We start from the raw sequence: 26,983 nt of genomic DNA on the forward strand, positions 1-26,983 counted from the left end.
CGATCAACAAACTCAGGGCAGGGATATGGCTGGCAACAAGGGCGGTGCGCGAAGAAGGAGGCGGGTTTCCGAAGAGGCTTCGCACCGCCTGTGCTGCCTGGCGGCGGCGATGCTTGCCGCCGCGCCCGGTGCGGCTTTGGCCGAGGAAACGCTGCCCGACGTGGTGGTGAGCGTCAGCCGCGCGGAGCAGAAACGCTTTGACGCGCCGGCCGCGATCGACAGCGTCCCCGTCGACTCGCTGAGCGCCCCGAGCCCATTGGTCAACCTCTCCGAGCTACTGGCGGGCGTGCCTGGCGTTGCCGCGCGCGAGCGCCAGAACTACGCGCAAGACCTGCAGCTTGCCGTGCGCGGGTTTGGCAGCCGCTCCACCTTCGGCGTGCGCGGCGTGCGGCTGTTTGTGGACGGCATTCCCGCCACCATGCCGGACGGGCAGGGCCAGGCCTCCACCGCCGATCTCACCAATGCCAGCCGTATCGAGGTGTTGCGCGGCCCCTTTGCCCAGCTCTATGGCAACGCTTCGGGCGGCGTCGTCCAGGTTTTCACGCCCGATCCGCCCAAGGCGCCGATGGCGCGCGCCGCCACCGGATTCGGCTCCGACGGCCAATGGATGGCCGGCGTGACGGTGGGCGGCGGCAACGATAAGATCGGCGGCGTGCTGGACGCATGGACGTTCGAGACCGACGGCTACCGCGACCACAGCGCGGCCCGGCGCCGCCAGCTCAATGCCAAGGTAGTCGCGGAGCCGGTCACCGGCACCCGTGTCACGTTGTTGTTCAACGCGTTCGACCAGCCCCAGGCACAGGATCCGCTTGGCCTCACGCGCGCCCAGGCCGACGCCAACCCGCGCCAGGCGGTGGCGCTGGCCACGCAGTTCAATACCCGCAAGAGCGTCCGGCAGAACCAGGGCGGTGTGCTGGTCGAGCAACGGCTAAGCGATAAAGACAACCTTGAATTCCGCCTCTATGGGGGCACCCGCGAGCTGACCCAGTACCTGGGCTTCAGCGGCATCGCGCCCTCGTCGGCGGGTGGCATCGTGGATATCGACAGATCCTACGGCGGCGGTGCGATGTCGTGGCACCACAACACCATGGTGGGCGGCCTGCCGCTGCTATGGAGCGCCGGCGTGGACGCCGACGGCATGCGCGACGCGCGCACCGGCTTCGTCAACCAGAACGGCACGCAGGGCGCACTGCGCCGCGACGAGACCGACAAGGCCGGCAGCCTGGGCGCCTTCGCCCAGTTCGACTGGACCTGGAACCCGTCCTGGCGGCTCGTCGGCGGCGTGCGCGCCAGCCAGGTCAAGCTGCGCATCGACGATCATTACATCACCGCGGCCAGCCCCGACAATAGCGGCACCGCCACCTACAACAACGTCAGCCCCGTGCTCGGCGTGGTCTGGCAAGCGCTGGACTCGCTCAATGTCTACGCCAACCTTGGCCGCGGCTTTGAAACCCCGACGCTGACCGAAGTCGCCTACGGCCCCGGTGGCACCGGCACCAACCTCGGCCTGCAGCCATCCACCAGCCGCCAGGGCGAGATCGGCGTCAAATGGCAAGGCAAGGGGCAACGGCTGGAAGCCGCGCTGTTCGATGCCGGCAGCCACAACGAGATCGTGCCACTGTCCAACGACAGCGGCCGCTCCGTCTACCAGAACGTCAACGGCGTACACCGCCGCGGGCTGGAACTCGGCTGGCGCGGCACCTATGGCCCCGGCGAGCGCTATGGCACCGGCCTGGCCTATACGTGGCTCGATGCCTATTTTGGCGACGCCTTTCGCAATGCGCAGGGCGCAACGGTAGCCTCCGGCAAGCGCCTGCCCGGCACCTCCCGCCACAGCCTGTTCGCCGAGGCCACGTACAAGCCGGTGGCGGACCTCACGCTGGGCGTGGAAATGCGCGTGGAAGGGCGCGTCTTTGCCGACGACCTCAACACGCAATATGCGCCGGGATACACCACCTTCAACCTGCGCGCTGGATACAACTTCCGCGTGGGGCGCATGCGCTGGTACGCGTATGGCCGGATCGACAATATTGCCGACCGGCATTACATCGGGTCGGTGATCGTCAACGAGAGCAACGGGCGGTACTTCGAGCCAGCGCCGGGGCGGCGGTTTTTTGTGGGGTTGAGGGCGGAGATCTGAGCGGCGGGCGGCAAGCTTACCTTGCCATCGGATGTCGTCGGCATCGGCCTCGGCACCGGCACCGGGCCCGTGGCCGCTGGTCTACACTATCCCGACAGCCGCCCCAGCGCCGCCCCAGCGCCGCTCTACGCCCACATCCCATGCAAGACACCACATCGCTTGCCACCGACGACCGCACTCGCCAGATCATGCTGTGGGTGGTCGCTATCGGCTTCTTCATGCAGACGCTGGATTCCACCATCGTCAATACGGCATTGCCTTCAATGGCCAAAAGCCTGGGGGAGAGCCCGCTGCGGATGCAGTCGGTGATCATTGCCTACTCGCTGACCATGGCGGTGATCATCCCGGCGTCGGGCTGGCTGGCGGACCGCTTTGGTACCCGCACCATCTTCCAGACCGCCATCGTGCTGTTTGTCGTCGGCTCGCTGGCCTGCGCATATTCCAACAGCCTGACCTTCCTGGTGGTCTCGCGGGTGGTGCAGGGCGTGGGCGGCGCGATGTTGCTGCCGGTGGGCCGGCTGGCGGTGCTGCGGACGTTTCCGCGGGACCAGTACCTGCAGGCGCTGAGCTTCGTGGCGATTCCCGGCATGGTGGGGCCGCTGATCGGGCCGACGCTGGGGGGCTGGCTGACCCAGACCTTTTCCTGGCACTGGATCTTCCTGATCAATGTGCCGGTGGGGCTGCTGGGCGGGCTGGCTACCATGCGCTATATGCCCAATGCGCGCCTGCACGGCGTGGCGCCGTTCGATCTTGGTGGTTATCTGTTGCTGGCGATCTCGATGCTGACGATTTCGTTTTCGCTGGATGGCCTGGCGGAACTTGGCTTCGAGCATGCCACCGTGCTGATGCTGCTGATCGCCAGCATGGCTTCGCTCACCGCTTATGTCCTGCACGCCACGCGGCGACGGCGCCCGCTGTTTGCGCTCCGGCTGTTTCGCATCCATACCTTCAGCGTGGGCCTGCTAGGCAACCTGTTTGCACGCATCGGCAATGGCGCCATGCCGTTCCTGATCCCGCTGACACTGCAAATCAGCCTTGGATATTCGCCGTTCCAGGCGGGCCTGATGATGCTGCCGATCACGGCGGCGGGCATGGCATCCAAGCGGCTTGCCACCGGGCTGATCGAGCGCCATGGCTATCGCAAGGTGCTGGTCACCAATACCTTCGTGGTGGGACTGGCGATGGCGTCGTTCGCGCTGATCTCGCCCACCCAGCCGCTCGCGCTGGTGCTGGTGCAGCTGGCCATCTTCGGGGCGGTCAATTCGATCCAGTTCACTGCCATGAACACGGTCACGCTGAAGGATCTCGGCACGGCCGGGGCCAGCGGCGGCAACAGCCTGCTGTCGATGGTGCAGATGCTGTCGATGAGCCTGGCGGTGACGTCGGCCGGTGCGTTGCTGGCGACCTTCCAGGGGACCTTCGGCCGCCACGGCGCTACCAGCGCGCTGCCGGCGTTCCATGCCACGTTTATCTGCGTGGGGCTGATTACCTCGGCTTCCGCGTGGATCTTCCTGCAGCTGTCCCCTGACGTGGCGCGTCCGGCCGGCAAGAAAATCGAAGACGCGACCGAGATGTAAGGGGAGCGATGCGCGGCAGCTGGGGGGGCTGACCGCCGCGCTGGCTTTGGCTAATCAAGGGGTGGGAGCGGGCCGCGGCGATTCGGCGGGTTCGTGCACGGGTTTACCCCTTCGCCTTGGGCGCCAGCCCGCGCGAGCGCTGGGCGGCGCGCTCGCGCAGATCCTGCACAAAGGCCTCGGCGGCATCGTCGAGGTCGCGCCCGCCCTGACGTAGCAGCCCGACCGGCTCCTCGCTGCCCTGGCCCGAGATGGGCAGCAGCACCAGCTCCCCGTCCTCCAAGGCCTGGCGCATGGCGCAGCGCGGCGCCAGCCAGACGGCGTCGGATTTCTGCGCGATGAGCAGGCCCAGGTACGCGTCCGCGGTCTCCAGTACGCCGTGCGGCAACACGAAGCCGTGACGCGCCAGCAGGCTTTCCGCGCTGTGGCGCGGCACCGAGCCCTGCGCCGGCACCACCAGCGGGAAGGCCATGACGTCTGCCATGGACGGCGGCATCGCGCTCAGCGGATGTCCCTTGCGCACCGCCAGCAGCAGCGGCTCGGTGTTCAGCATTTCAAACCACAGCCCCTCCATCACCGCCGGATTGTCCATGCGGCCGATCACGATATCGAGCAGATCGGCCTTCAGCCAATCGATCAGCGTGCGGTTCATGCCCGTCTGCACCGCCAGGCCGACTTCCGGATGCGTGCGGCGGAACGCCAGCACCGCCTCCTGCAGCAAGTCCGGCACCACGCTGGGCAGGGCGCCCAGCCGGATATGCCGACGCCCCGCGGTGGCCGAGCTACCGATGCTAACCGCGGCTTCGTCCAGGTCCTCCAGCACGCGCAAGGCGTGGCGCAGAAAACGCTGGCCCAGCTCGGTCAGGTCGGTGCCTGCCCGGCTGCGGGCGAGCAAACGTGCGCCAAGCAGCTCCTCCAGCTCGGTCAGGGTCTTGGAAACAGCGGGCTGGCTAAGGCCAAGCTGCTCTCCGGCCTGGCCCAGGTGCTGGGTTTGCGCCACGGCCACGAAGCAATGGAGGTGGCGCAGGCGAACCCGGTTGCGGAAGGTGGATTGGAAGGTGGCTTGCATATCGAAAAGTTATGCAAATAGTCGAAAAACTCAATATACATGCGTTCTATATGCAAATAAAGTAATGAAAATTCCACCCCACGGAGACACGTATCATGGCCGACTCGCCCATCAAGCTGCCGCCAGGGCTGGCGCAATATCGCCGCCACTACTGGGACACCCAGCCTGAATACCGCTTTGACCCCTACGGTTCCACGCTGCTGCGCTCGCCCAACGAGCCGCTGGTGGCGCTGAACCAGACGCTGTCCGAGGTGACCGGCCCGCTGTTCGGCGCCGAGTTCGTGCGCAATGGCGACAGCGACCTGACCGCCGGCCACGCCGGCGAGCCCATCGGCGAACGCATTCTGGTCAGCGGCCGCGTGCTCGATGAAAACGGCCGTCCCGTGCCGAACGCGCTGATCGAGGTCTGGCAGGCCAATGCCGCCGGCCGCTACGTGCACAAGCGCGACCAGCACGACGCGCCGCTCGATCCCAATTTCACCGGCGAAGGCCGCGCGGTGACCGACGCGCAGGGCCGCTACCAGTTCAAGACCATCAAGCCCGGTGCCTATCCCTGGCGCAATCACCACAACGCCTGGCGGCCGCAGCATATCCATTTCTCGCTGTTCGGCAACGCTTATGCCACGCGGCTGGTGACGCAGATGTATTTCCCGGGCGACCCGCTGCTCGCCTTCGATCCCATCTTCAATTGCGTGCCCGACGTCAAGGCCCGCGATCGCCTGGTGGCCGCCTTCGACTGGGAAACCACGTCCCCCGAGTACGCGCTCGGCTACCGTTTCGATATCGTGCTGCGTGGCCGCGATGCCACGCCGATGGAGTAAGCCATGTTGTACGCCACCGCATCCCAGACCGTTGGACCCTACCTGCATATCGGCCTGTCCGGCCTTGACCGCGCCGACCTGACCGCCGAGGCCCCCGAACTGACGGGCGAGCGCATCGTGATCGAAGGCCGCGTGGTCGACGGCAAGGGCGATCCCGTGCCCGATGGCATGGTAGAGATCTGGCAGGCCAACCCGGCCGGCCGCTACCGCCACCCCGAGGACGCGCGCGATGGCGCCGGGACGGCACTGGTGCCGGGTTTCACCGGCTTTGGCCGGCTGCCGACCGGGCCCGACGGCAGCTTCCGCTTTGTCACCGTCAAGCCGGGTCCCGTGCCCGGCCCCGACGGCCAGCCGCAGGCGCCGCATATCGTCGTCTCACTGTTCATGCGCGGCCTGCTCAAGCATTTGTCCACGCGCCTATACTTCCCGGACGAAGCGCAGGCCAACGCACGCGACTGGGCGTTGTCGCAGGTGAGCGCAGCGCGCCGCCATACGCTGGTGGCGCAGCAGGCAGGCGCAGGCAAGCTGCAATGGCAGGTAGTGCTGCAAGGCCAGGACGAGACCGTCTTCTTCGACATCTGATCCTGGGCGCAGTCATTGCCTTTGCCAGCGCCCCGCGCTGCAACGAGCCCCGGCGCGGGACCTGCCATGGTCCGGCGCTGGGGTTTTTCCATGCCGATGCGAACCTGAATCGATGCCGACTTCATCCCGACTGACCGACCCGATGTTCGGCAGCGCCGCCACGCTGGCCGCTTTCTCCGATACGGCAACGGTCCAGCGCATGCTCGATTTTGAAGCTGCGCTGGCGCGTGCCGAGGCCAGCTGCGGGGTCATCCCCGCGGACGCCGCCGCGGTGATCGCCGCCACTTGCCGCGCCGACGAGATCGACTTTGACGCGCTGGCCGCCGCCGCCGTGGCGGGCGGCAACCTCGCCATTCCGCTCGTCAAGCAGCTCACCGCCCGCGTGGCCGCGCGCGACGCGCAAGCCGCGCGCTACGTGCACTGGGGCGCCACCAGCCAGGACGCGATCGACACCGGCATGGTGCTGCAATTGCGTGAAGCGCTGCAGGCCGTCGACGCCGATCTCAAGGCGCTTGGCCATGCCTGCGCTGCGCTCGCCACGCAGCACCGTGACACGCCGATGGTGGCGCGCACCTGGCTGCAGCACGCGCTGCCCACCACCTTTGGCCTCAAGGCCGCCGGCTGGCTCGATGCCCTTCTCCGCGACCTGCGCCGCCTCGGCGCCGCGCGCACGCAGGCTGCCGCGCTGCAATTCGGCGGCGCCGCCGGCACGCTGGCCAGCCTGGGTGCCGCCGCGCCGGCGGTGGCAACGGCGCTTGGCCGCGAGCTCTCGCTGGAGGTCGCCGCCACGCCCTGGCATGCCTACCGCGACCGCATGGTCGAGGTGGCCACCACGCTCGGCATGCTCGCCGGCACGCTGGGGAAGATCGCCCGCGACGTGTCGCTGATGATGCAGACGGAAGTCGCCGAGGTAGCGGAGCCCACCGGCCCCGGGCGCGGCGGCTCCAGCACCATGCCGCACAAGCGCAACCCGGTTGGCTGCGCCGCCGTGCTCACCGCCGCCGTGCGCGTGCCGCCACTGGTGGCGACCATGCTGGCCGGCATGGTGCAGGAGCATGAGCGCGCGCTGGGTGGCTGGCAGGCGGAATGGGATACCTTGCCGCAAATCGTCACGCTGGCAGCAGGGGCATTGCGGCAAATGCTGGAAGTGGTGGGAGGATTGCAGGTGGATGCCGCGCGCATGCGCGCCAACCTGGGCTTGACGCACGGGCTGATCCTGGCGGAAGCCGCCATGCTGGAGCTCGGCGGCAAGATTGGCCGGCTGCCCGCGCATCACCTGGTGGAAGGCGCCTGCCGCCGGGCTGGGGCCGAAGGCACGACATTGCGCGAAGCGCTGGGCGCGACCCTGGCCGAGGATCCCACGCATGCCGGGCTGATGGATGCGGCGGCGCTGGACCAGGTTTGCGATCCCGCCAACTATGCCGGGCAGGCCGGGGGCTTTGTCGATGCCGTACTGGCGGCATGGCGGCACGACGCCGCACAGCATTGAGATTGTTCCAGGACTGAAGAAGACACGTACCTGTATGTCGACTGACGCTGCGATTGGTTGCTTCGATCATTTGCTTCGACTAGACGCTTCGATCAGACGCTGCAATCGCGCGTTGTGAACTAACGCACCGAACCCAATTCTCTGGAGACCACCTTGCCTTTCATCACCCACGCCGGCAACCGCCTCTTCTACACGCTGGAAGGCCCGGCCACCGCGCCCGTCCTCATCTTCTCCAACTCGCTGGGCACCGACCACACGATGTGGGCGCCCCAGGCCGAAGCGCTGGGCAAGTCATTGCGCATCCTGCGCTATGACACCCGCGGCCACGGCCAGTCCGCATTGCCCCCGGGACCGAGCAGCGTGGCGGAGCTGGGCAGCGATGTCATTGCGTTGATGGACGCCTTGCAGATCCAGAAGGCCGCCTTCTGCGGCTTGTCGATGGGCGGCCTCACCGGCATGTGGCTGGGCGTGAACGCGCCGCAGCGCTTCACCCGCATCGTGCTGGCCAACACCGCGCCCAAGATCGGCACGCCCGATGCGTGGAACACGCGTATCGAAGGCGTGCTGCGCGACGGCATGGCGCCGCTGGTGGAAGGCTCGTTGCAGCGCTGGTTCACGCCAGCCTTCGTCAGCGCCGCCGGCAACCAGCTGGACGACCTGCGCAACGTGCTGACCGGCCTGGACGCGCGCGGCTATGCCGCCAACTGCGCGGCGGTGCGCGACGCAGACCTGCGCGAGGCGGTCAAGACGATTCCCGTGCCAGTGCTGGTGATTGCCGGCTGCGCGGACCCGTCCACCACGGCGGCGGAAGGGCGCGCGCTGGCCGACGCCATTCCGGGCGCGAAGTATCTGGAGCTGGAGGCGGCCCACTTGTCCAACCGCGAGCAGCCGGCGCGCTTCACCGAGGCGTTGCTGGACTTCCTGGGCGGCGATGCGCAACAGCCCGCCAGCCGTCCCGCCAACGATGGCGAGCGCTACCAGGCCGGCCTGGCCGTGCGCCGCGCGGTGCTGGGCAGCGCCCACGTGGATCGCTCGCTGGCCAAGCTCAATCCGCTGACCGAAGAGTTCCAGAACCTGATCACGCGCTATGCATGGGGCGAGATCTGGACGCGCGAAGGCTTGCCGCGCCATTCGCGCAGCCTGATCACCATCGCCATGATGGTGGCGCTCAACCGCAGCGACGAACTCAAGCTGCACCTGCGCGCCGCGGCCAACAACAACGTGAGCCGCGACGAGGTCAAGGAAGTGCTGCTGCAGACCGCGATCTATTGCGGCGTGCCGGCAGCCAACTCGGCCTTCCATATGGCGGAGGAAGTGTTTGCCGCGGTGGATGCGGAAGTTGCGGCCAAGGGCTAGTTCTCCAGCTCGATGCCCTGCTTCGCCACCAGGGCCTTGATCCTGCCGCGTTCGGCCTGGATGTCCGCGGCGAAGCGCTCGGGCGTGTTGCCGGCGGGCTCCGCGCCTGCCGCGCGCAAACGCTCCTGCAGCGCGGGCTCGGCCAGTACCTTGGCCGCTTCGGCCTGGATGCGCTGCACGATGGCATCCGGGGTGCCGGCTGGTGCCACCAGGCCGTACCAGGCGCCGTCATTCACGGCCTTCAGCCCAAGTTCCGCGAAAGTGGGAACGTCCGGCAGCGCGGGCAGGCGCTTGGGCCACGCAACCGCCAGCGCGCGCAGCTTGCCGCTCTTGATGTATGGCATGGACGAGGGCAGGTTGTCGAACATCATGTTGACCTGGCCGCCCATCAGGTCGTTGAGTGCCGGGCCGGCACCTTTGTAAGGCACGTGGACGAGACGGGTGCCGGTAGCCGCCTGGAACTGCTCGGCCATGATGTGCGTGCCGCTGCAGGTGCCGGTGCTGGCGAACGACAATTTGCCCGGGCTGCGCTGGATCATGTCGAGCAGCGCCCGCGCATCGCTTGCCGCGAAATCCCGCCTGACCGTCAGCACGTTCGCCGTATTCGCCAGGTTGGTGATCGGCCGCAAGCTCTTGTCCGCATCGTAGGGAAGGTGCGCGTTGCAGGCGGGATTGACCACGTGCGTGCTGACCGTGGCCATGCCCAGCGTGTAGCCGTCGGCAGCGCTGCGCGCCACGAACCCCATGCCGATGCTGCCGCCGGCGCCTGGCTTGTTATCGATGACGATGGCCTTGCCCAGCCGCTGCCCGAGCCGGTCAGCGACCACCCTGGCCACGTAGTCGGTCGTGCCGCCTGCGGGAAAGGGCACCACCAGCGTGATCGGCCTGGCGGGGAACACCTCGGCTTGCACCGCGAGGCTCGTCGCGGCCAGCAAGACGGTGAGCAAGGCCCGGCGCATTGGATGGTAAAGCGGTGAACAGGATTTCATTGAGGGTCTCCAAGGACGACGGGTTGCAGGTCGATGCGCATGGCGGCCAGCATCGAACGGAACGCCGATGCGGTATGCGTTGGGTTTTCCGTGACAGCACAAACGACCCGGCCTGTGCCGGTTGTCGTCAGGCACTCGAGCGCTTCGATCGAGGCGCGCACCGGATCGACGAAGGCCTTGCCGGGAAACAGCCGCTGGAAGTAGGCATCGAGCCAGGGCAGGTGCGTGGACGACAACGTGAAGACATCAATCTCTGGTTGCGTGGCGAGAATTGCACGCACGAAGGCGTCGACTTGCGCGGCGGTGCGCGCGGGATCGGTCAGGAACGCACCCGACTCCACCAGGTCGACCAGGGCGGAGGCGTTGAACGAAAATGCTTGCCCGCGCCCCCGGCTGGCCGCGGCGATATACGCGCCAAGCTCGGGACTCTGCACCATCGAGCGCACGCCCAGGACGCCGATTTGCCGGGACTTCGACAGCGCCAGGGCCTCGGCAACCGGCGGCACCACGCCAAATAGCGGCACGCTGGCGGTGCGGCGCAAATCCTCCAGCACGGTGACCGAAGGCGCATTGGACGCCATCAGGATGGCGCTCGCGCCCAGCCCCTGCAGGCGTTGCACGGCTTGCGCCGTGACCTCCAGCAAGGCCTGCCTGTTTTTGCCGCCGTAGGGAAAGCTGGCGCGGTCGGCGAGATAGATCAGGTCCTGGCTGGGGAAGCGCTCCTGAAGGAGCCGTACGGCGGCATAGCTGCCGATGCCGGCGTCGAAGACACCAATGGGTTGATGCAGCGTGGCGAAGGGATCCATGACATTTCGGTGAGTGGGTTCGCCTGGACTATCGCGCCAGATTGGTACAATTAAAAGTGCCGAAAACTGATTTTTTAATTGGGCCATTTATGCCAAAGATGCGCGATGCCGAAGTGCTGGACCTGGCGGTGCTGCCAAGGAATGCGGGAGAGGCCAAGCAGGCCTGGGTGTATCGCAACATCCGCCAGGCCATTCTCGGTGGCAGCCTGCAGCGCGGCGCCAGGCTGGCGTCCACCCGTTCGCTCGCGGCGCGTTGGGCGGTGTCGCGGGGGATCGTGGAGCTGGCGTTCGATCAGTTGCGGCTGGAGGGGTATATATCGAGCCGGGTCGGCTCGGGCTCGCGCGTGAGCGCCAGGCTGCCTGAAGATTTCTCGCTGCAGGAAATCAGCCAACCCGCGGCGCAGTCCATCGCTCCCCCGACAGCCGTGGCGCCGCCGACGCGCGTCGTGGCGGGCCTGCCCTTCGTGGCCCGCCTGGCCGATCCCGCCTTGTTCCCGCTCGACGAATGGCGCAGCCATGTCAGCCGCGCGCTGCGGTCGTTGTCCGCGCAGCAACTTGGCGACGACGATCCCTGCGGCGACCTGGCCTTGCGTGGGGAAATCGCCGCCTACCTGCGGGCGACCCGCGGCATCCGCTGCGATGCCGGCCAGCTGATGATCGTCACCGGCATCCGGCAGGCGATCGACCTGACCGCGCGCGTGGTGCTGCGCGAGCAAGGCCGCGTGCTGCTGGAGGATCCCGCCTATCTCTCGGCGGTGCCGCTGTTCGGCTTGTCCTCGCAGCGCATCTCGCCGGTGCCGGTCGATGAGGAAGGCATCTCGATGGACGGTATTCGCCAGCATGCGGATGCCGCGCTGGTGTACGTCACGCCCGCCCACCAGGCGCCGTTGGGCCTGACGATGTCCGTGAGCCGGCGGCTGGCCCTGCTCGACTGGGCGCAGGCGCACGGTGCCTGGATCCTGGAGGACGACTACGACAGCGAGTTCAACTACAGCCGCGCGCCGCTGCCCGCGCTCAAGGCACTGGATGGCGGCGATCGCGTGATCCACTGCGGCAGTTTCAACAAGAGCCTCTATGCCTCGCTGCGGATCGGCTATGTGGTGATGACGGATGCGTTGCGGCCGGCCTTGCGCCAGTTGCGCGCCACCACCGGCCGCTCCAACAGCCTGGTGGAGCAACTCGCGCTCGCCTCCTTCATCCGCTCCGGGGCGCTATCGCGCCACCTGCGCGTCTCCAGGAACGTCTACCTGCGCCGCCGCGATATGGTGCTGGCGGTGTTGCGCGGGGTCCTTGGCGAACACCTGCGCGTAAGCGGGGAGCATGCCGGGTTTCATTTCGTGCTGTGGCTGCCGGACGGCGTCAGCGAGCGCCAGGTGGTGCAGGCCTGTGCCGGCGCAAACCTGGCGCTGCAGGGCATCAGCGAGTTCTGCCGGGAGCGGGTGCTGCCGCCGGCGCTGGTGATCGGCTATGCCGCGGCGCAGGACGATGTGCTGCGCGACGCGGCGATGCGGCTGGCGCAGGAAATAGCAGCACTCGCTCAGCCCGGTGGCACGAACTCGGTGACCTCCAGTTCGAAGCCCGCGATATTGCGATAGGGCACCGGCTGGCTCAGCAGCCGCAGCTTGCGCGCACCCTGGTCCCGCAGGATCTGCGCCCCCACGCCCAGGGCCCGCTGCGCGAACGATGGCGGCTTGGGTTGTTCTTCGGCGTGGCCCAGGCGCGCGACCTGGTCGAGCAGCCGCTGCGGCGGCTCGCGCTCGGCCAGCAAGACCAGGATGCCGCAACCCTCCGCGCCGATGCGCGCCAGCGAGCGCGCCAGGTTCCAGCCTGGCGCGTGCGCCGCCTGGGTTTGCGCTGACTCGAAGGCGAGCACATCGCGCAAGGTCTCCACCGTCTGCACGCGCGTCAGCACCGGCTTGCCCGGCTCCGGGCGGCCCAGCACCAGCGCCAGGTGCACGGCGTCGACGGGTTCGTCGTGGTACGCATGCACGGCGAACTCGCCGTAGGGCGTGGCCAGCCGGCTGCTCTGGCTGCGGCGCAGCGCGCCCTCCACCAGCAGGCGATGATGGATCAGGTCGCTGATCGCGCAGACCATCAGCCCGTGCTCGCGGGCGAAGGCCAGCAGCGCGGCGCCGCGCAGCAACTCGCCGGCATCGTCCAGCAACACCGTATATGCGCCGGCGGCCTCGCGGCCCGCCAGCCTGGGCAGGTCCGAGCAGGCTTCGGCGAAACCGGCGCGGCGCAGCACGCCGTCGGGTTGCGCCACGATGGGAAAGACATGGCCGGGCTGGACCAGGTGGCCGGCCCTGGCATGCGCGGCGCTGGCAACGCGCATCGTCAGCGCTCGGTCGGCGGCGGAGATGCCGGTGGAGACGCCATCCACAGCTTCGATCGACACGGTGAAGGGCTCGCGCTGCCTGCCAGTGCCCGCCATCATCGGCAAGCTCAACTGCCGCCGCCTGGATTCGGTGATGGCCAGGCAGACCAGGCCGCGCGCGTGCGCCGCCATGAAGTTGACGTCGGCCTCGCTGATCTTGTCCGCTGCGACCAGCACGCATCCGCTGGACTCCGCCGTGTCGTCCTCGGTGACCACGACCCGCTGGCCGGTGGCGATGGCGCGCAGCACGTCGCCGATCGGTGCGGGGCTCATGCCGCCTCCCGCTCATCGGCAAAGGCGGCGCGCAAGGCGGCCGCTGCCTGGTCGAGCGCGGCGTCGGCCGCGTCGAGCAAGCCCTGCATGCTCATGAAGCCATGGATCTGCCCAGGCCAACGATGGACCGCGGCGGCCACGCCAGCGCGCTGCATGGCGGCGCCGTAGGCCTCGCCCTGATCGCGCAGGGGATCCTATTCGGCCGTAATGATGGTGGCCGGCGCCACGCCCGCCAGTTCGCGCTGGCGCAGCGGGCTGGCGCGCACATCGGCGGCGTGGCGCGGGTCGGGCGGCTCGGGGAGATAGTGGCGGGCATACCAGCGCAGCATGTCCTCGGTCAGGAAGCAGCCCTGCGCGAAGCTGCGCCAGCTGCCGGATTCGTCCGCGCAATCCAGGTAGGGATACAGCGGCAACTGGTGGCGCAGCGCCACGCTGCCGCGCAATTGCTGGCACGCGACCGCGGCCAGGTTGCCGCCCGCGCTGTCGCCGGCGACCGCCAGCCTGTCCGGCAACGCCCCCAGTTCGGCGGCGTGCGCCGCGCTCCAGCGCAGCGTCGCGCAGGCATCGTCGGCGGCCGCGGGAAAGCGTGCCTCCGGCGCCAGCCGGTAGCCGACCGACAGCACCAGGGTGCCCGCGCGGTTCGCCAGCGAGCGGCAGATATTGTGGTGGGTTTCGATCCCGCAGGCGACGAAGCCACCGCCATGGAAGAACACCGTGAGCGGCCAGGGGCCATTGCCATGCGGCCTGTAGAGGCGGGCGGGCAAGGGGCCGGCGGCACCGGCCACGCTCAGCTCGCGTTCTTCCGCGACCGCATCGCCCGGTGCGAACGGTGGCTGCGCGGCCAACACTGCCCGGTAGGCCTGTGGTGTGATGGTGGTGAAGTCGAGTGGCGGGAACTGCGCCATGGCGGCGAGCAGGGCGCGGACTTGCGGATCGAATTCGAATGGCATTGGCTTTTCCTTGTGCAGGCGGGAGGAAGTGCAGGGAAGTGGGTGCGGGCGCGCTTTAGAAGGCGAATGCGGGCGTCTTGCCGCTGGCAATGCCGTTCGCGCGCGCTTGCGCGGCGGCGGCGGCTTCGGCATGCGGCAGGATCCAGAAGTCTCCGGCGGCGACGCCGTCGAGGATGTGCCGTGCCATGGTTGCCGCCGGCATGCCCTGCGCGATGGTCGCGCGTAGCGCCTGGTTCATGACGCCGACGCCGCTTTGCGCGCCTGCCGGCAGGTCGAGGGCGATGCCGGTGGCCACGGGGCCGGGGCACGCCACCGACACCTTGAGCGGCAGCCCCGCCGCCTGCAGCTCCATCGCCAGGCTCTCGCTCAACGCCACCACGCCCTGTTTGGACACGGTATAGGGCGTAAGCCAGGGACCCACGGAAAGCCCTGCCATGGAAGCGATGTTGACGATATGCCCGTTGCCTTGCGCCGCCAGGTTCAGGCGGATGATCGATTCCATCAGGCGCGGCGAAGCGTCCGCGGCGAGCGCGAAAGGCGCGCCGCCAGCGTTGTGAATCACGATATCCAGCGAGCCGCGCGATATCGCCGCGGGGATCCTGTACCTGGTATCCGACGCGGCCCGCTACATGACTGGTGCGGAACTGGTGATCGACGGCGGCTATACGGCGCGTTGAGCGTCTTCATCTTCAATGAGGAAGGGAATGACCATCGACATGACCGCGACTACGGCCACGGCTACGACCATGACCACGAACAAAAGCGCCGACATGAAGGCCGCCTTGCTCGCCTACGTGGCCGCTTTCAATGCGGCGGACGCCGAGCGCGTGGCGGCGCTGTTTGCCGACAACGCGACCGTCGAGGACCCCGTTGGCAGCCCGGCGATTGCCGGGCGAGAGAACATCCTCGCCTTCTACCGGCACGCGACCTCGCTCGGCGCGCGTCTGGAAGTGGTGGCGCCGCCGCGGGGCTCGCACGGCAATGCCGCGGCCTTGAGCTTCGCGGTGTACGCGCAAATGCAGGGGCACTCGGTACGCATCGACGTGACCGACGTGCTGACCTTCGGTGCCGACGGGCGCATTACCGGCATGCGCGCCTACTGGGGGCCGGATGACGTGCATCCGCAATAGGGTGCGGCCTGGCCTGGCTGCCGCGTGGCCATGGTAAGGCGTTGCCCGCGTGATGCGGCCGTCACGCGCGAGTGCATCCTTGCCAGCGCGGAACTACTGTTCGAGCGCCAGGGCGTGCAATCCGTCACGCTGGCGCAGGTGGCCAGCGCGATAGCCATGACACGCGGCGCGATCTACGGGCACTTCCGTAGCCGCGCCGACCTGCTGGCCGCCGTCATGGCGCGCGCGGAGGCGCATATTGCCGGCCGGCTCGCCCCCATCGCCGGTAACGTCCGCGGCCTGGCCCGCCTGGAGCTGGAGCGCGCGCTGGCGACGATGTTGCAGGACGAGGCCGTGCTGCGCTATGCGGGCATCGTCCTCGGCTTGCTGCACCACGCTTGCACGCCTGCGTGCGAGCTATGCCAGCTGACGGTCCGCATCCGTGCCCGTGGCAAGGCGCTGTGCGACGGCCTTGGCGCGCTGCTGGGCGAGCGGGACAAGGCCGCGCTGCTGGCGGCGCACCTCTGGGGCCTGCTATGCGCCCGTTCGCTGCGGCTGGCGCCGGTGGACCTGGCGGGGTGCGTCGGGCCGCTGCTGCGGCTGTATGGGGAATAGCCGGCTGTTACGGTAGCGTCTCGCCGGATTTCCCTCGTCCATCGCACATCCAGTCCCTCGGCTCACGGTGCGCGCAGGTGTAGGGGATCGCCCCTAGTCTGCTTGGACGAGGAAATTCTTCGCTCCAGTGGCTACCTTTAAGTCCATGAGACCGTGCCGGCGCCAGCGCAGCGCTACAAGAGCACGGCAGCGGGAAAAGAAGGGATACGAGCATAGAGGAGACAGTCGTGAAGGCTCGATATCGCATCACTTGTCTGTTGGCCGCCGGCGCGGTACTGGCGCTGGGCTTCGCCGCCGGCGTGATTACGGCCTCGCCTCCCGCCCGGGAGGACGGCGCGAGCGAACGCGCACCAGCCGCCGCGGCGGCCGCGACGGCCGCGACGGATATGCGGGCGGCAGTGGACGCCGCGCTGACCTATTGCGACGATGCCTGCCGGCAGAGCCGGGGCATCGCGGCCGTGACGGCGATGGGTCATCGCCCGCCGCCGTAGTGCCAGGGCGCTCCGGGGTCTGCCCGGCGCACTGGCGGCTGCCTCAAGCCACTTCGGCCACGCGAATCTCCGCCAGCAGTTTCTTCAACTCCGGCACGCAAGACCCGCAGTTGCCGCCAGCCTTGACGCAGGCTGTGACTTCGGCCGGCGTCTTGAGGTCGTGCTTGCGCACGGCATCGCAGATGGTATTGCGGCCCACGCCGAAGCAGGAGCACACCGTGGGGCCAGCATCTTCGCCTTTTTCCATCGGCTGGCCCAGCAGCAAGCCCATGCGGTCGGTGTCTTCCAGGCGCTCCTTGGCGAACAGCGTGGACAGCCAGGCGCGCGAGGGCAGCTCAGGGCGGGTGGAGATATAGATGCAGGTATCGAGGCGTTCGTTCACCACGTGGCCGGCGTGGTAGATGCCGGCGGTGCGGTCCTCGTATTCGATCCAGTCCGCGTCGGGATCGTCGATGCCCAGCAACTGGCGCGCCCACGCGGCGCGGTCCGTCACGTTCTCGCGGCCCGCGAACTCGTAGCGCTGGAACTGGCGGCCCTGGATGCGCGTCCAGTAGGTGAGGGCGTCGGCCTGGAGGTCGTGCCGGCTCAGCACAAAGCCATGCCAGGACACGCGGAATTCTTCCACGCGTACCGGCGTGTGCTTGAACTCGGGTTCGCCCGACACAGGATCCACCACTGGGTTGACCAGTGCGCCCACGCGCGCGTCCGAGCTGAACTGGCTGTTCCAGTGAATCGGCACGAACACGCTGCCGCGCGGGATGCCGCCGCTGTGCTGCACGCGTGCCACCATGGCACCCCAGCGCGTGGTCACGCGCGCCAGCTTGCCTTCGCCCACGCCGCATAGCAGGGCGTCCTGCGGATGCATGTCGACAAAGGGCTCGGCGATATGGTCGGCCAGCTTCGGCGACTTGCCGGTGCGAGTCATGGTGTGCCACTGGTCGCGCACGCGGCCGGTGTTGAGCACCAGCGGGAATTCGTCGTCGGTGGCGTGGAACGGGGCGCGCGGCGCCGTGGCGACAAAGCGGGCGCGGCCATCGGGATGGGCGAAGCGGCCGTCGGCAAACAGGCGAGCGGTGCCGCCGGCCGTGCTGGCGAGGCTCCCTGCGGGCGCGACCAGCACAGGCCATTGCACCGGCGCGAGGGCGTCGAATTGCTTCTGGCTCATGCCTGCCAGTCCGGCCAGGTCGAACACGCGAGGCGCGTGGGCGCGATCGCTGCTGCCGGCGTTCCGGTATGCGCTCAGTCGCGCATGCTCGTCGAAGATTTCATGCGGCCCGGCAAAGTCGAATCCACTAAAGCCCATGCGTGTCGCGACGTCGCACAGGATCTTCCAGTCGGCACGGGCCTCGCCGGGTGCCGGCAGGAAAGCACGCTGGCGCGAGATCCGGCGCTCGGAGCTGGTGACCGTGCCGCTCTTCTCGCCCCAGCCCAGCGCCGGTAGCAGGATATGCGCGGCATCATTGGTGTCGGTGCGCAGCATGATGTCGGAGCTGACCACCAGCTCGCATTTGGCCAGCGCGCGGCGGGCCTGGTCGGCGTCGGGCAGGCTCACCACCGGGTTGGTGGCGATTACCCACACGGCCTTGACGCGGCCTTGCTCGATGGCTTCGAACAGTTCCACCGCCTTCAGGCCCGGCTTGTCCGCGATGGCGGGCGAGCCCCAGAACGATTGCACGATCTCGCGGTGCAGCGGATCGGCAAGCTCCATATGCGCCGCCAGCATATTGGCCAGGCCGCCTACCTCGCGCCCGCCCATGGCGTTGGGCTGGCCGGTCAGCGAGAAGGGCCCCATGCCGGGCCGGCCAACGCGACCAGTGATCAGGTGGCAGTTGATGATGCTGTTGACCTTGTCGGTGCCGGCCGACGACTGGTTCACGCCCTGCGAGAAGCCGGTCACAACCTTCGGCGTGGCCGCGAACAGTGCATAGAAGCCACGCAACGCTTCGGGATCGAGCTTGCAGGCCTTGGCCACCTTGGCAACATCGGTGCAGTCCGGGCCGGCGGCCGCCAGCGCGGCGTCCAGGCCGCTGGTGTGGGCGTCGATGAATGCCTGGTCCACCGCGCCGTGCTGCGCCAGGTAGTGCAGCAAGCCGTTGAACAGCCACACGTCGGTGCCCGGCTTGACGGGGAGATGCAGGTCGGCCAGCTCGCACGTAGCGGTGCGGCGCGGGTCGATCACCACCAGCTTCATCTCCGGCCGGGCTTCCTTGGCCTTCAACAGGCGCTGGAACAGGATTGGGTGGCACCAGGCGGTGTTGGAGCCGACCAGCACCACCAGGTCGGCCTGTTCCAGGTCTTCGTAGTTGCCTGGCACCAGGTCCTCGCCAAAGGCGCGCTTGTGGCCGGCCACGGCCGACGACATGCACAGGCGCGAATTGGTGTCGATATTGGCGCTGCCGATAAAGCCTTTCATCAGCTTGTTGGCGACGTAGTAGTCCTCGGTCAGCAACTGGCCGGACACGTAGAGCGCCACGGCATCGGGGCCATGCTCGGCGATGATGTCCTTGAAGCCTTGGGCAACGGTGTCAAGCGCACGGTCCCACGAAACTTGCTGCAGGGTGCCATCGGCGTCGCGCATCTGCGGGTGCAGCAGGCGGCCCTCCAGGCCGACGGTTTCCGCCAGCGCGGAGCCTTTCACGCACAGGCGGCCCTGGTTGGAACCGTGGCTAGCGTCGCCGGCCACCTCCACGCTGCCGTCGGCATGGCGCGTGGCGCGCACGCCACAACCCACGCCGCAATAGGGGCAGGTGGTATCGGTGACGGCGGACGACGCGTTGACGGACAGCACGGTGCGCGAACCGGAGGAGAGGATGACTGGGATATCGGACAGGTTCACGGTAGCGCTCAAAGCTGGCGATCAATCGGGGACTGGTTAGTTCGAGCGGTCAAGCCGCCATGGCCTCGCACTGTGCCTTGCCAAACAGCAGCCGCTGGCGCATGGCGCCAACCTTGGCGCCGCTCTGGATCAGGTCGAAGTACCAGGGCCCGTCCTGCACGTCGCCGTACAGAACCGCCCCGACCAGCCGCCCGTCCTGCAGCACCAGCCGCTTGTACATGCCGCGGCGCGGATCGCGCATCACCAGGTCCTCGCTGTCCTCGCCACCGATAAAGTCGCCGGCGGAATACAAATCCACGCCGGTCACCTTTAGCTTGGTCGCGGTGGCTTGCTGCACATAACGGCGATGGCCGGCCCCGGCCAGGTGCGCGGCGGCCACGCGCGCCTGTTCCCAGATCGGCGCCACCAGGCCGAAGGTGGCCTGGCGGTGCTGGACGCACTCGCCCACGGCATACACGCGCGGGTCGTAAGTCTGCAAGGTGTCGTCCACCACGATGGCGCGCTCGCAGCGCAGCCCGGCTTGCTGGGCCAGTTCGATATTGGGACGCACGCCGGCGGTCATCACCACCAGGTCGGCGGGTATCTGGGTACCGTCTTTAAAGCATACGCCGGTGACGCGGTCTTCCCCAAGGATGCCGCTGGTATTGGCGTTGAGCAGGAAGCGCAGGCCCTTGCGTTCCAGCGCCTGCTTGAGCAGCGCGGCGGCAGGCTTGTCGAGCTGGCGCTCCATCAGGCTGTCGGCAACGTGCACTACGCTCACATCCATGCCCTGGCGCATCAGGCCGTTGGCGGCTTCCAGGCCGAGCAGGCCGCCGCCGATCACTACCGCGTGGCGATGGTTGCGGGCCGCCGACAGCATGGTTTCCACGTCCTGGATGTCGCGAAAGGCAATCACGCCGTCGAGCTGGTGGCCCGGCACCGGGATGATGAAAGGCTTGGAACCGGTGGCCAGCAGCAGCCGGTCATAGCCGACTTCGCGCCCGGATTGCGAGCGCACCAGGCGGCGCCGGCGGTCGATCGCCACCACCGGGTCGCCGGCCAGGAGTTCGATGCCGTTCTGCTCGTACCACTCGCGGGTGTTGAGCATGATGTCCGCGACCGTCTTCTCGCCCGCCAGCACCGGCGAGAGCAGGATGCGGTTGTAGTTGCCGTGCGGCTCGGCGCCGAACACGGTGATGTCATGGAGGTCCGGCGCGAGCTTGAGCAGTTCCTCGACCGTGCGCATGCCGGCCATGCCGTTGCCGACCACCACCAGGCGGGGTTTGGGGTTTGTGGTCATGCGGCCACCCAGACCTTGCCGTCATAGACCCGGGCCGGGTACGCCGTGATCGAGTGCTCGGGCGCTTCCAGGCATTCGCCGGTCTGGAGATCGAAATGGTGCTTGTAGATTGGCGACGCCACCACGATGCGCTCGCCCAGGCTGCCCACCAGGCCACGCGACAGCACGGCGGCATTGGAATTGGGATCGTAGTTGGAGACGGCGAACACCCGGTCGCCCTGGTCGCCCTGGCCGCCAAGGTTGTCGCTCTGGCCCGCGCCGACCCGGAAGACGGCGATCTGCGCCTTGTCCACCAGTGCGCACACGCCGGTATTGGGCACGATGTCGCGCAGGGTGCAAACGGCGGTCCAGGTTTCGGAATGGTGGGTGTGGCTCATGATGTTCTCCTTGGGCGTTAGCGCGAGACGATGGTTCCGGACGGTTCAGGCTGCCTTGACGATCACGGGGATCTGCTCAAGCCGGGAGCGACGCAAGTTCCGTTCCTCCGGCGTGGCGGGGCGGATCTGGCCGCGCTCTTCCATGAAGACCAGGTTGTCGTCGCGCAGGTCGCTGTTGACGAAATGGCGGAAGCGCTTGCGGGTTTCCGGGTTGGTCACGGCGGCCTTCCATTCGTCTTCGTAGGTGTCCACCACGTGTTGCATCTGCGCTTCCAGTTCCGCGCCGATGCCCAGGCTGTCTTCCAGCACCACGGCCTTGAGGTAGTCCAGACCGCCTTCCATGTTGTCGCGCCAGACGCTGGTGCGTTGCAGGCGGTCGGCGGTGCGCACGTAGAACATCAGGAAGCGGTCCACATAGCGCAGCAGCGTTTCGCGGTCCAGGTCGCTGGCCAGCAGTTCGGCGTGGCGGGGTTTCATGCCGCCATTGCCGCACACGTACAGGTTCCAGCCGCGCTCGGTGGCGATGATGCCCACGTCCTTGCCTTGTGCCTCGGCGCACTCGCGGGTGCAGCCGGAAACACCAAACTTGATCTTGTGCGGCGCGCGCAGGCCCTTGTAGCGGTTCTCGATCTCGATGGCCAGGCCGACCGAGTCGTCCACGCCGTAGCGGCACCACGTGGAGCCCACGCAGGACTTCACGGTGCGCAGCGACTTGCCGTAGGCATGGCCCGACTCGAAGCCGGCCGCGATCAGTTCTTCCCAGATCATCGGCAGCTCTTCCACGCGGGCGCCAAACATGTCGACCCGGGCGCCGCCGGTGATCTTGGTGTACAGGCCGTACTTCTTGGCCACCTGGCCCACGGCGATCAGGCCGTCGGGGGTGACCTCGCCGCCCGGCATGCGCGGCACCACCGAGTAGGTGCCATCCTTCTGGATATTGCCCAGGAAGTAATCGTTCGAATCCTGCAGGCTGGCGTGCTCTTCCTTGAGCACGAACTCGTTCCAGCACGAGGCCAGGATGCTCGCCACGGTCGGCTTGCAGATATCGCAGCCCAGGCCCTTGCCGTGCGCCGCCAGCAGTGCGTCGAAGGTCTTGAAGCCACCCACGCGCACCAGGTGGTAAAGCTCCTGGCGCGAGTAGGCAAAGTGTTCGCACAGGTGGTTGTTGACCGCCAGGCCTTGCTTCTTCATCTCGGCCTTCATCACCTGCGTGACCAGCGGCACGCAGCCGCCGCAGGTGCTGCCGGCCTTGGTGCAGCTCTTCATCGCACCGATGGTGGTGGTGCCATTGCACACGGCGGCGCAGATATCGCCCTTGGTGACGTTGTTGCACGAGCAGATCTGCGCGGAATCGGGCAGCGCATCGGCGCCCAGCCCCGGCTTGGCCTGGCCGTCGGAGGACGGCAGGATCAGGAATTCCGGCGACTCGGGCAGCTCGATCTTGTTGAGCATCATCTGCAGCAGGGTGCCGTATTCCTCGGCATCGCCCACCAGCACGCCACCCAGCAGGTACTTGCCGCATTCGGACACCACCAGCTTCTTGTAGACCTGCTTGCGCTCGTCGGTGAACTGGAAAGAGCGGCTGCCGGGCGCGTTGCCGTGCGGGTCGCCCAGGCTGGCCACGTCGACGCCCATCAGCTTGAGCTTGGTGCTCATGTCGGCGCCGGCGAACTCGGCCTGGTGGCCCAGCAGGTGCTTGGCGGCAACGCGGGCCATTTCATAGCCGGGGGCTACCAGGCCGTAGATCTTGCCTTCCCACAGCGCGCATTCGCCGATGGCGTACACGTTGGGGTCGGAGGTCAGGCATTGGTTGTCCACCGTGATGCCGCCGCGCTCGCCGATGGCCAGGCCGCTGGCGCGGGCCAGTTCGTCGCGCGGGCGGATGCCGGCGGAGAACACGATCATGTCGGTGTCCAGATGGCTGCCATCGGCAAAATTCATGCGATGGGTGCCGTCTTCGCCGTCGACGATCTCAACGGTGTTCTTGCGGGTGTGCGCGGTCACGCCGAGGTCTTCGATCTTCCGGCGCAGCATGGCGCCGCCGCCGTCGTCCACCTGCACCGCCATCAGGCGCGGGGCAAATTCCACCACATGGGTTTGCAGGCCCATGTCGCGCAGTGCCTTGGCGCATTCCAGGCCCAGCAGGCCGCCGCCGATCACCACGCCGGTCTTGGAGCGGGCGCCGCATTCCTGCATGGCTTCCAGGTCTTCGATAGTGCGGTAGACGAAGCAATCCTTGCGGTCCTTGCCCGGCAGCGGCGGCACGAAGGGGTAGGAGCCGGTGGCCATGATCAGCTTGTCATAGGACAGCGTCTCGCCGGTGGAAACCGTCACCGTCCTGGCCGCGCGGTCGATGCCGGTGGCGCGGGCGTTCAGGCGCAGCAGCATATTGCTGCGCTCGAAGAAGCCGGCTTCCACCAGCGAGAGATCCTCGGCGGACTTGCCCGCGAAGAATTCGGACAGGTGCACGCGGTCATAGGCGGGACGCGGCTCCTCGCACAGCACCGTGACTTCGATATCTTGCGAGCCAGCCTCGGCCAGGCATTCCAGGAATTTGTGGCCGACCATGCCGTGGCCGATGATGATCAGTTTCATGATGATTTCCTTGTTCTATGGGGCCGCTGGTGCGTGTGCTTGTGTGGAGTCGTTGCGTCGGGCGGGCTCAGGAGCCGGAGCCGGCCAGCGCGTTGTCGAACAGCGCCTGCTCGCTGGCCTTGTGCTCGGCCGAGAAACGCACGGCGATGGCGCACAGGGCGGAGACGATGGCCGCCGCGCCGAGCACGGTCAGCGTTTGCTGCAGGTTGCCCCCCAGGCCCTTCATCAGGAAGCCCGCCGCCACGGCGCCCACATTGCCGCCGGCGCCGATGATGCCGGCCACGCCGCCGAGCGCCTTGCGATCGATAAAGGGCACCAGCGCATAGGTAGCGCCGCAGGCCATATGGGTGAACAGGCCGAAGCTCAGCATGGCGACCACGGCCGCCACGACGCTATGCGCCTGGGCAAACCACAGCAGGCCCAGGCCTTCGCCCAGGATCAGCACGAACAGCAGCATGGAACGCGCATCCAGGCCGCGGCGCAGCGCAGCCTTGTCCGACAGCCAGCCACCCAGCGCACGGGCGAACAAGGCGAGCAGGCCGAAGCTGGCGGCGGCCAGGCCGGCGCTGCTGAGCGACAGGCCGAAGTGATCCACGTAATAGGTAGCGGCCACGTTGTGGATAAAGATCTCCACGCCGAAGCAGGCGCCATAGGTAATGAACAGCATCCACACGCGGTAGTTGGTGGCAGCGGCGACAAAGCTGGCCCAGCCGCCTTTCTTGCCGCTGTCGATGGCGATGCCGCGTGCGCGCAGATCCTTGAAGTCGCCTTGCGGGCAGTCCTGTGTATAGCGCCAGTACAGCACTGCCATGATCAGCATCAGCACGCCCGGTACCAGCAGCGCCAGGCGCCAGCCCATGGTGTGGCTCACGCCCAGCATCAACACGCCACCCAGCAGCAGCGGCATCAGCGCTTGCGCCGCGCCACCGCCGGCATTGCCCCAACCGGCGGCTGCCGCGTTGGCGGTGCCCACCACATTGGGCGCGAACATCACCGAGGTGTGGTACTGCGTGATCACGAAGCTCGCGCCCACCGCGCCGATCAGCAGGCGGAAGAACAGGAACGCCTCGTAGCTCTGCGCCATCGCCACGCCCAGCACGGGGATCGCACCCAGCGCGAGCAGGCCGGTGTAGGCGCGGCGGGGACCGAAGCGGTCGCACAGCGGGCCGATGGCCAGCCGCACGAGAATGGTCACGGCCACCGCGGCGATATTGATATTGGCGATCTGGTCGGGAGTCAGGCCGAACTCGCCCTTGAGCACCGGCATCAACGGAGCGCAGGCGAACCATGCGAAGAAGCACACGAAGAAAGCCATCCACGTCAGGTGGAAGGCGCGCATCTGCGGGGTGCGCAGGCTTAGCAGTTCGATGCGGGTGGCTTTGCCGGTCATCATGGCTCCATAAAAACAAATGGCGTCCCGCAATCCGGTCGTGAAGACCAGATCAGGGGACGCCGTTGTCCTGGTGGCAGCGGTGAAGACCGTTACCACCCTGTGTGGGGTGAGCGGGCCGCCGTTGGTCCGCTCGCGTCTTATTACGCAAGCGGCGTGCCAGGGCTGTTTGTGATGGATGGAGGGGGTTTTGCGCTGCGCAGGGGCGTCAGGCCGGGAGGGGATGCGCCGAGGTGGGGCGGGGCGGCACGGTCATGGTGCAGTGCAATGAGCGGGGGCGGTGCGCGCTATGGTGCAAGGGATAGCCGGCACGAGGCGGTCCATGCTTTGACCGTGGATGCTGGGGTAAGTGATGTTTATGCTACTTCCACCTGCGCTATAGCGGAGGCAAGACTGAACACGCAGAAGCCAATTTCAGTTTCCGCGCTCTGCCACCCAATCACACCCCATGTTTGGAGAATGGGATGCCGGCAGTGTGTGGATTGCCTTCCTTGGAGTCCTCGGGCAAGAGATTGCCATCGTCGAGCGCTGCATCGGCGTTAGCGGTAGCGGGAAAGCGCTCGGGATAGAGATGCCGCTGCGCAACCTCGTGGTCAAACGTGCCGGACCACTTGGCAATGACCACGGTTGCGACGCTGTTGCCGATCGTATTGCAGGTGGAGATCGCCATCGACAGAAAGCGGTAGACACCGAATATCACGGCAAGTCCTTCGACCGGAAGCATCCCGGTCGACGTCACGGTGGCGGCGAAGACCACGAAGGAACCGCCGGAGACCGTTGCCGCGCCCTTGGAAGTCAGCAGCATCAGCAACAGGATGCCGATCTGCTGATCCAGCGACAGCGGCACGCCGTAGGCATGCGAGATGAACATCACGCCCATTGCCATAAAGAGCGAAGTGCCATCGAGATTGAATGCGTAGCCGGTTGGCAGCACGAGACCGACGGTCTGCTTCGCGCAACCCAACCGCTCCAGCTTGATCAGCAGGCGAGGCAGGGCACTCTCCGACGATGCGGTGCCGAGGACGATGAGGATCTCGTCCTTGATGTAGCGCAGAAAACGCCAGAGACTGAAGCCCGCCAGCCGTGCCACCAAGCCCAGCACCACCACGATGAAGACCGCCACCACCGCGTAGAAGCTAAACACCAGTTGGGCCAGTGCGATCAGCACCGCGGTACCGTTGCTGCCTACCGAATAGGCCACCGCCCCGAATGTGCCGATCGGCGCCAGTTTCATCACCAGGTTGATGAAAGAGAACAGCACCTCGGAAATTTGGTCGAGTCCCTCGTTGATCTTCTCGCGGCGGCCTTCCGGAATGGCGAGGATGCCGATGCCGACCATCACCGCAAGCACCACTACCTGCAGCAGTTCGCCCTTGGCAAACGCCCCGACAAAGTTGTCCGGCACGATGTGGGCCATGAACTCCAGGAAGCCGTGCGGCCCGGCCTTGGCCACCACCGGCGGGGCGGCGCCGGCGGCCACCGTGGTCATGCCCTTGCCGATCTGCAAGAGGTTCCCCGCCAGCATACCCAGCACCAGGGCAATGGTCGAAAGCACTTCAAAGTAGAAGATGGAGCGCCAGCCGACGCGGCCGGCGCTCTTCACATCGCCGGCTGAAGCAATGCCGTGCACGATGGTGAGGAACACCAGCGGCGCCACGCCAGCCTTGATCAGCGAGAGGAACATGTCTCCCAGCAGCTTGAGCTGCGAGGCGAACTTCGGAAAGAGGAAGCCCACCGCGATGCCAAGCACCAAGGACACGAGCACTTGCATGCCTAGCTTGCGATACCAGGGCAATTTTCTCGGCGGCGAGATCAGCGCATCTGCGCTGGGTGAGTGGTTTTGCATCTCTGTCTCCTCGATGATG

Annotated in this window: 21 protein-coding genes and 2 pseudogenes; 11 read left to right on the forward strand and 12 right to left on the reverse strand. The window is 67.3% G+C overall.

Annotated elements, in window-relative coordinates; translation table 11 throughout:
- Positions 1-25: 25 nt before the first annotated feature.
- Complete coding sequence (locus ACGLHR_RS03450) at positions 26-2,140, forward strand: TonB-dependent receptor family protein (RefSeq protein WP_400091917.1); 2,115 nt, start codon at positions 26-28, stop codon at positions 2,138-2,140.
- 140 nt (positions 2,141-2,280) lie between these two features.
- Entirely contained in the window at positions 2,281-3,717 is a 1,437-nt protein-coding gene (gene mdtD, locus ACGLHR_RS03455) for a multidrug transporter subunit MdtD (protein ID WP_400091918.1), read from the forward strand.
- A gap of 103 nt (positions 3,718-3,820) precedes the next feature.
- Here mdtD and ACGLHR_RS03460 read toward each other — a convergent pair whose 3' ends face one another.
- A complete protein-coding gene (locus tag ACGLHR_RS03460) occupies positions 3,821-4,783 on the reverse strand; it encodes a LysR substrate-binding domain-containing protein (RefSeq protein WP_400091920.1) in 963 nt (320 codons plus the stop codon).
- A gap of 95 nt (positions 4,784-4,878) precedes the next feature.
- Here ACGLHR_RS03460 and pcaH point away from each other — a divergent pair, with 95 nt between their 5' ends.
- The 4 genes from pcaH to pcaD all read left to right on the forward strand — a co-directional run bounded on the left by pcaH (position 4,879) and on the right by pcaD (position 9,031).
- Positions 4,879-5,604, forward strand: coding sequence for a protocatechuate 3,4-dioxygenase subunit beta (pcaH, locus tag ACGLHR_RS03465; protein ID WP_400091921.1), 726 nt, complete (start codon positions 4,879-4,881; stop codon positions 5,602-5,604).
- 3 nt (positions 5,605-5,607) lie between these two features.
- Positions 5,608-6,186: a protocatechuate 3,4-dioxygenase subunit alpha gene (gene pcaG, locus ACGLHR_RS03470; RefSeq protein WP_318237025.1), complete on the forward strand. Its 579-nt coding sequence runs from the start codon at positions 5,608-5,610 to the stop codon at positions 6,184-6,186.
- Between the two features lie 112 nt (positions 6,187-6,298).
- Positions 6,299-7,675 carry a 3-carboxy-cis,cis-muconate cycloisomerase gene (locus ACGLHR_RS03475; protein WP_400091922.1) on the forward strand — a complete coding sequence of 459 codons (1,377 nt, stop codon included), beginning with the start codon at positions 6,299-6,301 and terminating at the stop codon, positions 7,673-7,675.
- Between the two features lie 153 nt (positions 7,676-7,828).
- On the forward strand, positions 7,829-9,031 hold the full coding sequence (gene pcaD / locus ACGLHR_RS03480) for a 3-oxoadipate enol-lactonase (RefSeq protein ID WP_400091923.1): 1,203 nt from the start codon (positions 7,829-7,831) through the stop codon (positions 9,029-9,031).
- Here the strand turns inward: pcaD and ACGLHR_RS03485 are convergent.
- Both ACGLHR_RS03485 and ACGLHR_RS03490 read right to left on the reverse strand, forming a co-directional pair.
- Positions 9,028-10,020, reverse strand: coding sequence for a Bug family tripartite tricarboxylate transporter substrate binding protein (locus ACGLHR_RS03485; RefSeq protein ID WP_400091925.1), 993 nt, complete (start codon positions 10,018-10,020; stop codon positions 9,028-9,030). The genes pcaD and ACGLHR_RS03485 overlap by 4 nt on opposite strands.
- On the reverse strand, positions 10,017-10,826 hold the full coding sequence (locus ACGLHR_RS03490) for a glutamate racemase (protein ID WP_400091927.1): 810 nt from the start codon (positions 10,824-10,826) through the stop codon (positions 10,017-10,019). Before ACGLHR_RS03490 ends, ACGLHR_RS03485 begins: the two co-directional genes overlap by 4 nt.
- Positions 10,827-10,915: 89 nt before the next feature.
- Between ACGLHR_RS03490 and ACGLHR_RS03495 the strand changes: the two genes are divergently transcribed.
- Positions 10,916-12,421, forward strand: a complete 1,506-nt coding sequence (locus tag ACGLHR_RS03495; protein ID WP_400091929.1) for a PLP-dependent aminotransferase family protein — start codon at positions 10,916-10,918, stop codon at positions 12,419-12,421.
- On the opposite strand, the gene ACGLHR_RS03500 is transcribed toward ACGLHR_RS03495, so the two are convergent.
- The 3 genes and pseudogenes from ACGLHR_RS03500 to ACGLHR_RS03510 all read right to left on the reverse strand — a co-directional run bounded on the left by ACGLHR_RS03500 (position 12,364) and on the right by ACGLHR_RS03510 (position 14,988).
- Positions 12,364-13,476, reverse strand: a complete 1,113-nt coding sequence (locus tag ACGLHR_RS03500; protein WP_400091931.1) for a 3,4-dihydroxy-2-butanone-4-phosphate synthase — start codon at positions 13,474-13,476, stop codon at positions 12,364-12,366. The genes ACGLHR_RS03495 and ACGLHR_RS03500 overlap by 58 nt on opposite strands.
- A pseudogene (locus tag ACGLHR_RS03505) lies at positions 13,473-14,426 on the reverse strand (alpha/beta hydrolase). The gene ACGLHR_RS03500 and the pseudogene ACGLHR_RS03505 overlap by 4 nt, the downstream one beginning before the upstream one ends.
- 55 nt (positions 14,427-14,481) lie before the next feature.
- Entirely contained in the window at positions 14,482-14,988 is a 507-nt protein-coding gene (locus ACGLHR_RS03510; RefSeq protein WP_400091934.1) for an SDR family NAD(P)-dependent oxidoreductase, read from the reverse strand.
- Positions 14,989-14,998: 10 nt separating this feature from the next.
- Here ACGLHR_RS03510 and ACGLHR_RS03515 point away from each other — a divergent pair.
- The 4 genes and pseudogenes from ACGLHR_RS03515 to ACGLHR_RS03530 all read left to right on the forward strand — a co-directional run.
- Positions 14,999-15,103 (forward strand): annotated as a pseudogene (locus ACGLHR_RS03515) (SDR family oxidoreductase); the annotation flags it as partial.
- A 69-nt stretch (positions 15,104-15,172) separates the two neighbouring features.
- Positions 15,173-15,556, forward strand: a complete 384-nt coding sequence (locus ACGLHR_RS03520) for a nuclear transport factor 2 family protein (protein WP_400091935.1) — start codon at positions 15,173-15,175, stop codon at positions 15,554-15,556.
- A 30-nt stretch (positions 15,557-15,586) separates the two neighbouring features.
- Entirely contained in the window at positions 15,587-16,150 is a 564-nt protein-coding gene (locus ACGLHR_RS03525; RefSeq protein WP_400091937.1) for a TetR family transcriptional regulator, read from the forward strand.
- A 227-nt stretch (positions 16,151-16,377) separates the two neighbouring features.
- Entirely contained in the window at positions 16,378-16,641 is a 264-nt protein-coding gene (locus ACGLHR_RS03530; protein ID WP_400091940.1) for a hypothetical protein, read from the forward strand.
- 43 nt (positions 16,642-16,684) lie between these two features.
- On the opposite strand, the gene ACGLHR_RS03535 is transcribed toward ACGLHR_RS03530, so the two are convergent.
- The 6 genes from ACGLHR_RS03535 to ACGLHR_RS03560 all read right to left on the reverse strand — a co-directional run bounded on the left by ACGLHR_RS03535 (position 16,685) and on the right by ACGLHR_RS03560 (position 26,964).
- Positions 16,685-19,477, reverse strand: coding sequence for a molybdopterin-dependent oxidoreductase (locus ACGLHR_RS03535; RefSeq protein WP_400091941.1), 2,793 nt, complete (start codon positions 19,475-19,477; stop codon positions 16,685-16,687).
- A gap of 49 nt (positions 19,478-19,526) precedes the next feature.
- A complete protein-coding gene (locus ACGLHR_RS03540; RefSeq protein WP_400091943.1) occupies positions 19,527-20,756 on the reverse strand; it encodes an NAD(P)/FAD-dependent oxidoreductase in 1,230 nt (409 codons plus the stop codon).
- Positions 20,753-21,133 carry a nitrite reductase small subunit NirD gene (gene nirD, locus ACGLHR_RS03545; protein WP_400091945.1) on the reverse strand — a complete coding sequence of 127 codons (381 nt, stop codon included), beginning with the start codon at positions 21,131-21,133 and terminating at the stop codon, positions 20,753-20,755. The genes ACGLHR_RS03540 and nirD overlap by 4 nt, the downstream gene beginning before the upstream one ends.
- Positions 21,134-21,178: 45 nt before the next feature.
- Positions 21,179-23,728 (reverse strand): nitrite reductase large subunit NirB, encoded by a 2,550-nt coding sequence (nirB, locus tag ACGLHR_RS03550; protein ID WP_400091947.1) that lies wholly within the window; start codon positions 23,726-23,728, stop codon positions 21,179-21,181.
- A gap of 67 nt (positions 23,729-23,795) precedes the next feature.
- Positions 23,796-25,118 carry an MFS transporter gene (locus ACGLHR_RS03555; protein ID WP_400091981.1) on the reverse strand — a complete coding sequence of 441 codons (1,323 nt, stop codon included), beginning with the start codon at positions 25,116-25,118 and terminating at the stop codon, positions 23,796-23,798.
- Between the two features lie 439 nt (positions 25,119-25,557).
- Positions 25,558-26,964: a cation:dicarboxylate symporter family transporter gene (locus ACGLHR_RS03560; RefSeq protein WP_400091948.1), complete on the reverse strand. Its 1,407-nt coding sequence runs from the start codon at positions 26,962-26,964 to the stop codon at positions 25,558-25,560.
- Positions 26,965-26,983: the final 19 nt, after the last annotated feature.

It is taken from the genome of Cupriavidus sp. CuC1 (genome assembly GCF_044627735.1).
In the GTDB taxonomy this organism is placed as follows: domain Bacteria; phylum Pseudomonadota; class Gammaproteobacteria; order Burkholderiales; family Burkholderiaceae; genus Cupriavidus; species Cupriavidus ulmosensis.

Coding starts and splice junctions, on each gene's coding strand:
- ACGLHR_RS03520 (WP_400091935.1), top strand. CDS start 15,173: ATGACCACGAACAAAAGCGCCGACATGAAGGCCGCCTTGCTCGCCTAC.
- ACGLHR_RS03450 (WP_400091917.1), top strand. CDS start 26: ATGGCTGGCAACAAGGGCGGTGCGCGAAGAAGGAGGCGGGTTTCCGAA.
- nirB (WP_400091947.1), bottom strand. CDS start 23,728: ATGAAACTGATCATCATCGGCCACGGCATGGTCGGCCACAAATTCCTG.
- ACGLHR_RS03495 (WP_400091929.1), top strand. CDS start 10,916: ATGCCAAAGATGCGCGATGCCGAAGTGCTGGACCTGGCGGTGCTGCCA.
- ACGLHR_RS03475 (WP_400091922.1), top strand. CDS start 6,299: ATGCCGACTTCATCCCGACTGACCGACCCGATGTTCGGCAGCGCCGCC.
- ACGLHR_RS03460 (WP_400091920.1), bottom strand. CDS start 4,783: ATGCAAGCCACCTTCCAATCCACCTTCCGCAACCGGGTTCGCCTGCGC.
- nirD (WP_400091945.1), bottom strand. CDS start 21,133: ATGAGCCACACCCACCATTCCGAAACCTGGACCGCCGTTTGCACCCTG.
- ACGLHR_RS03540 (WP_400091943.1), bottom strand. CDS start 20,756: ATGACCACAAACCCCAAACCCCGCCTGGTGGTGGTCGGCAACGGCATG.
- pcaH (WP_400091921.1), top strand. CDS start 4,879: ATGGCCGACTCGCCCATCAAGCTGCCGCCAGGGCTGGCGCAATATCGC.
- ACGLHR_RS03490 (WP_400091927.1), bottom strand. CDS start 10,826: ATGGATCCCTTCGCCACGCTGCATCAACCCATTGGTGTCTTCGACGCC.
- ACGLHR_RS03555 (WP_400091981.1), bottom strand. CDS start 25,118: ATGACCGGCAAAGCCACCCGCATCGAACTGCTAAGCCTGCGCACCCCG.
- mdtD (WP_400091918.1), top strand. CDS start 2,281: ATGCAAGACACCACATCGCTTGCCACCGACGACCGCACTCGCCAGATC.
- ACGLHR_RS03500 (WP_400091931.1), bottom strand. CDS start 13,476: ATGAGCCCCGCACCGATCGGCGACGTGCTGCGCGCCATCGCCACCGGC.
- ACGLHR_RS03525 (WP_400091937.1), top strand. CDS start 15,587: ATGGTAAGGCGTTGCCCGCGTGATGCGGCCGTCACGCGCGAGTGCATC.
- ACGLHR_RS03485 (WP_400091925.1), bottom strand. CDS start 10,020: ATGAAATCCTGTTCACCGCTTTACCATCCAATGCGCCGGGCCTTGCTC.
- pcaG (WP_318237025.1), top strand. CDS start 5,608: ATGTTGTACGCCACCGCATCCCAGACCGTTGGACCCTACCTGCATATC.
- ACGLHR_RS03560 (WP_400091948.1), bottom strand. CDS start 26,964: ATGCAAAACCACTCACCCAGCGCAGATGCGCTGATCTCGCCGCCGAGA.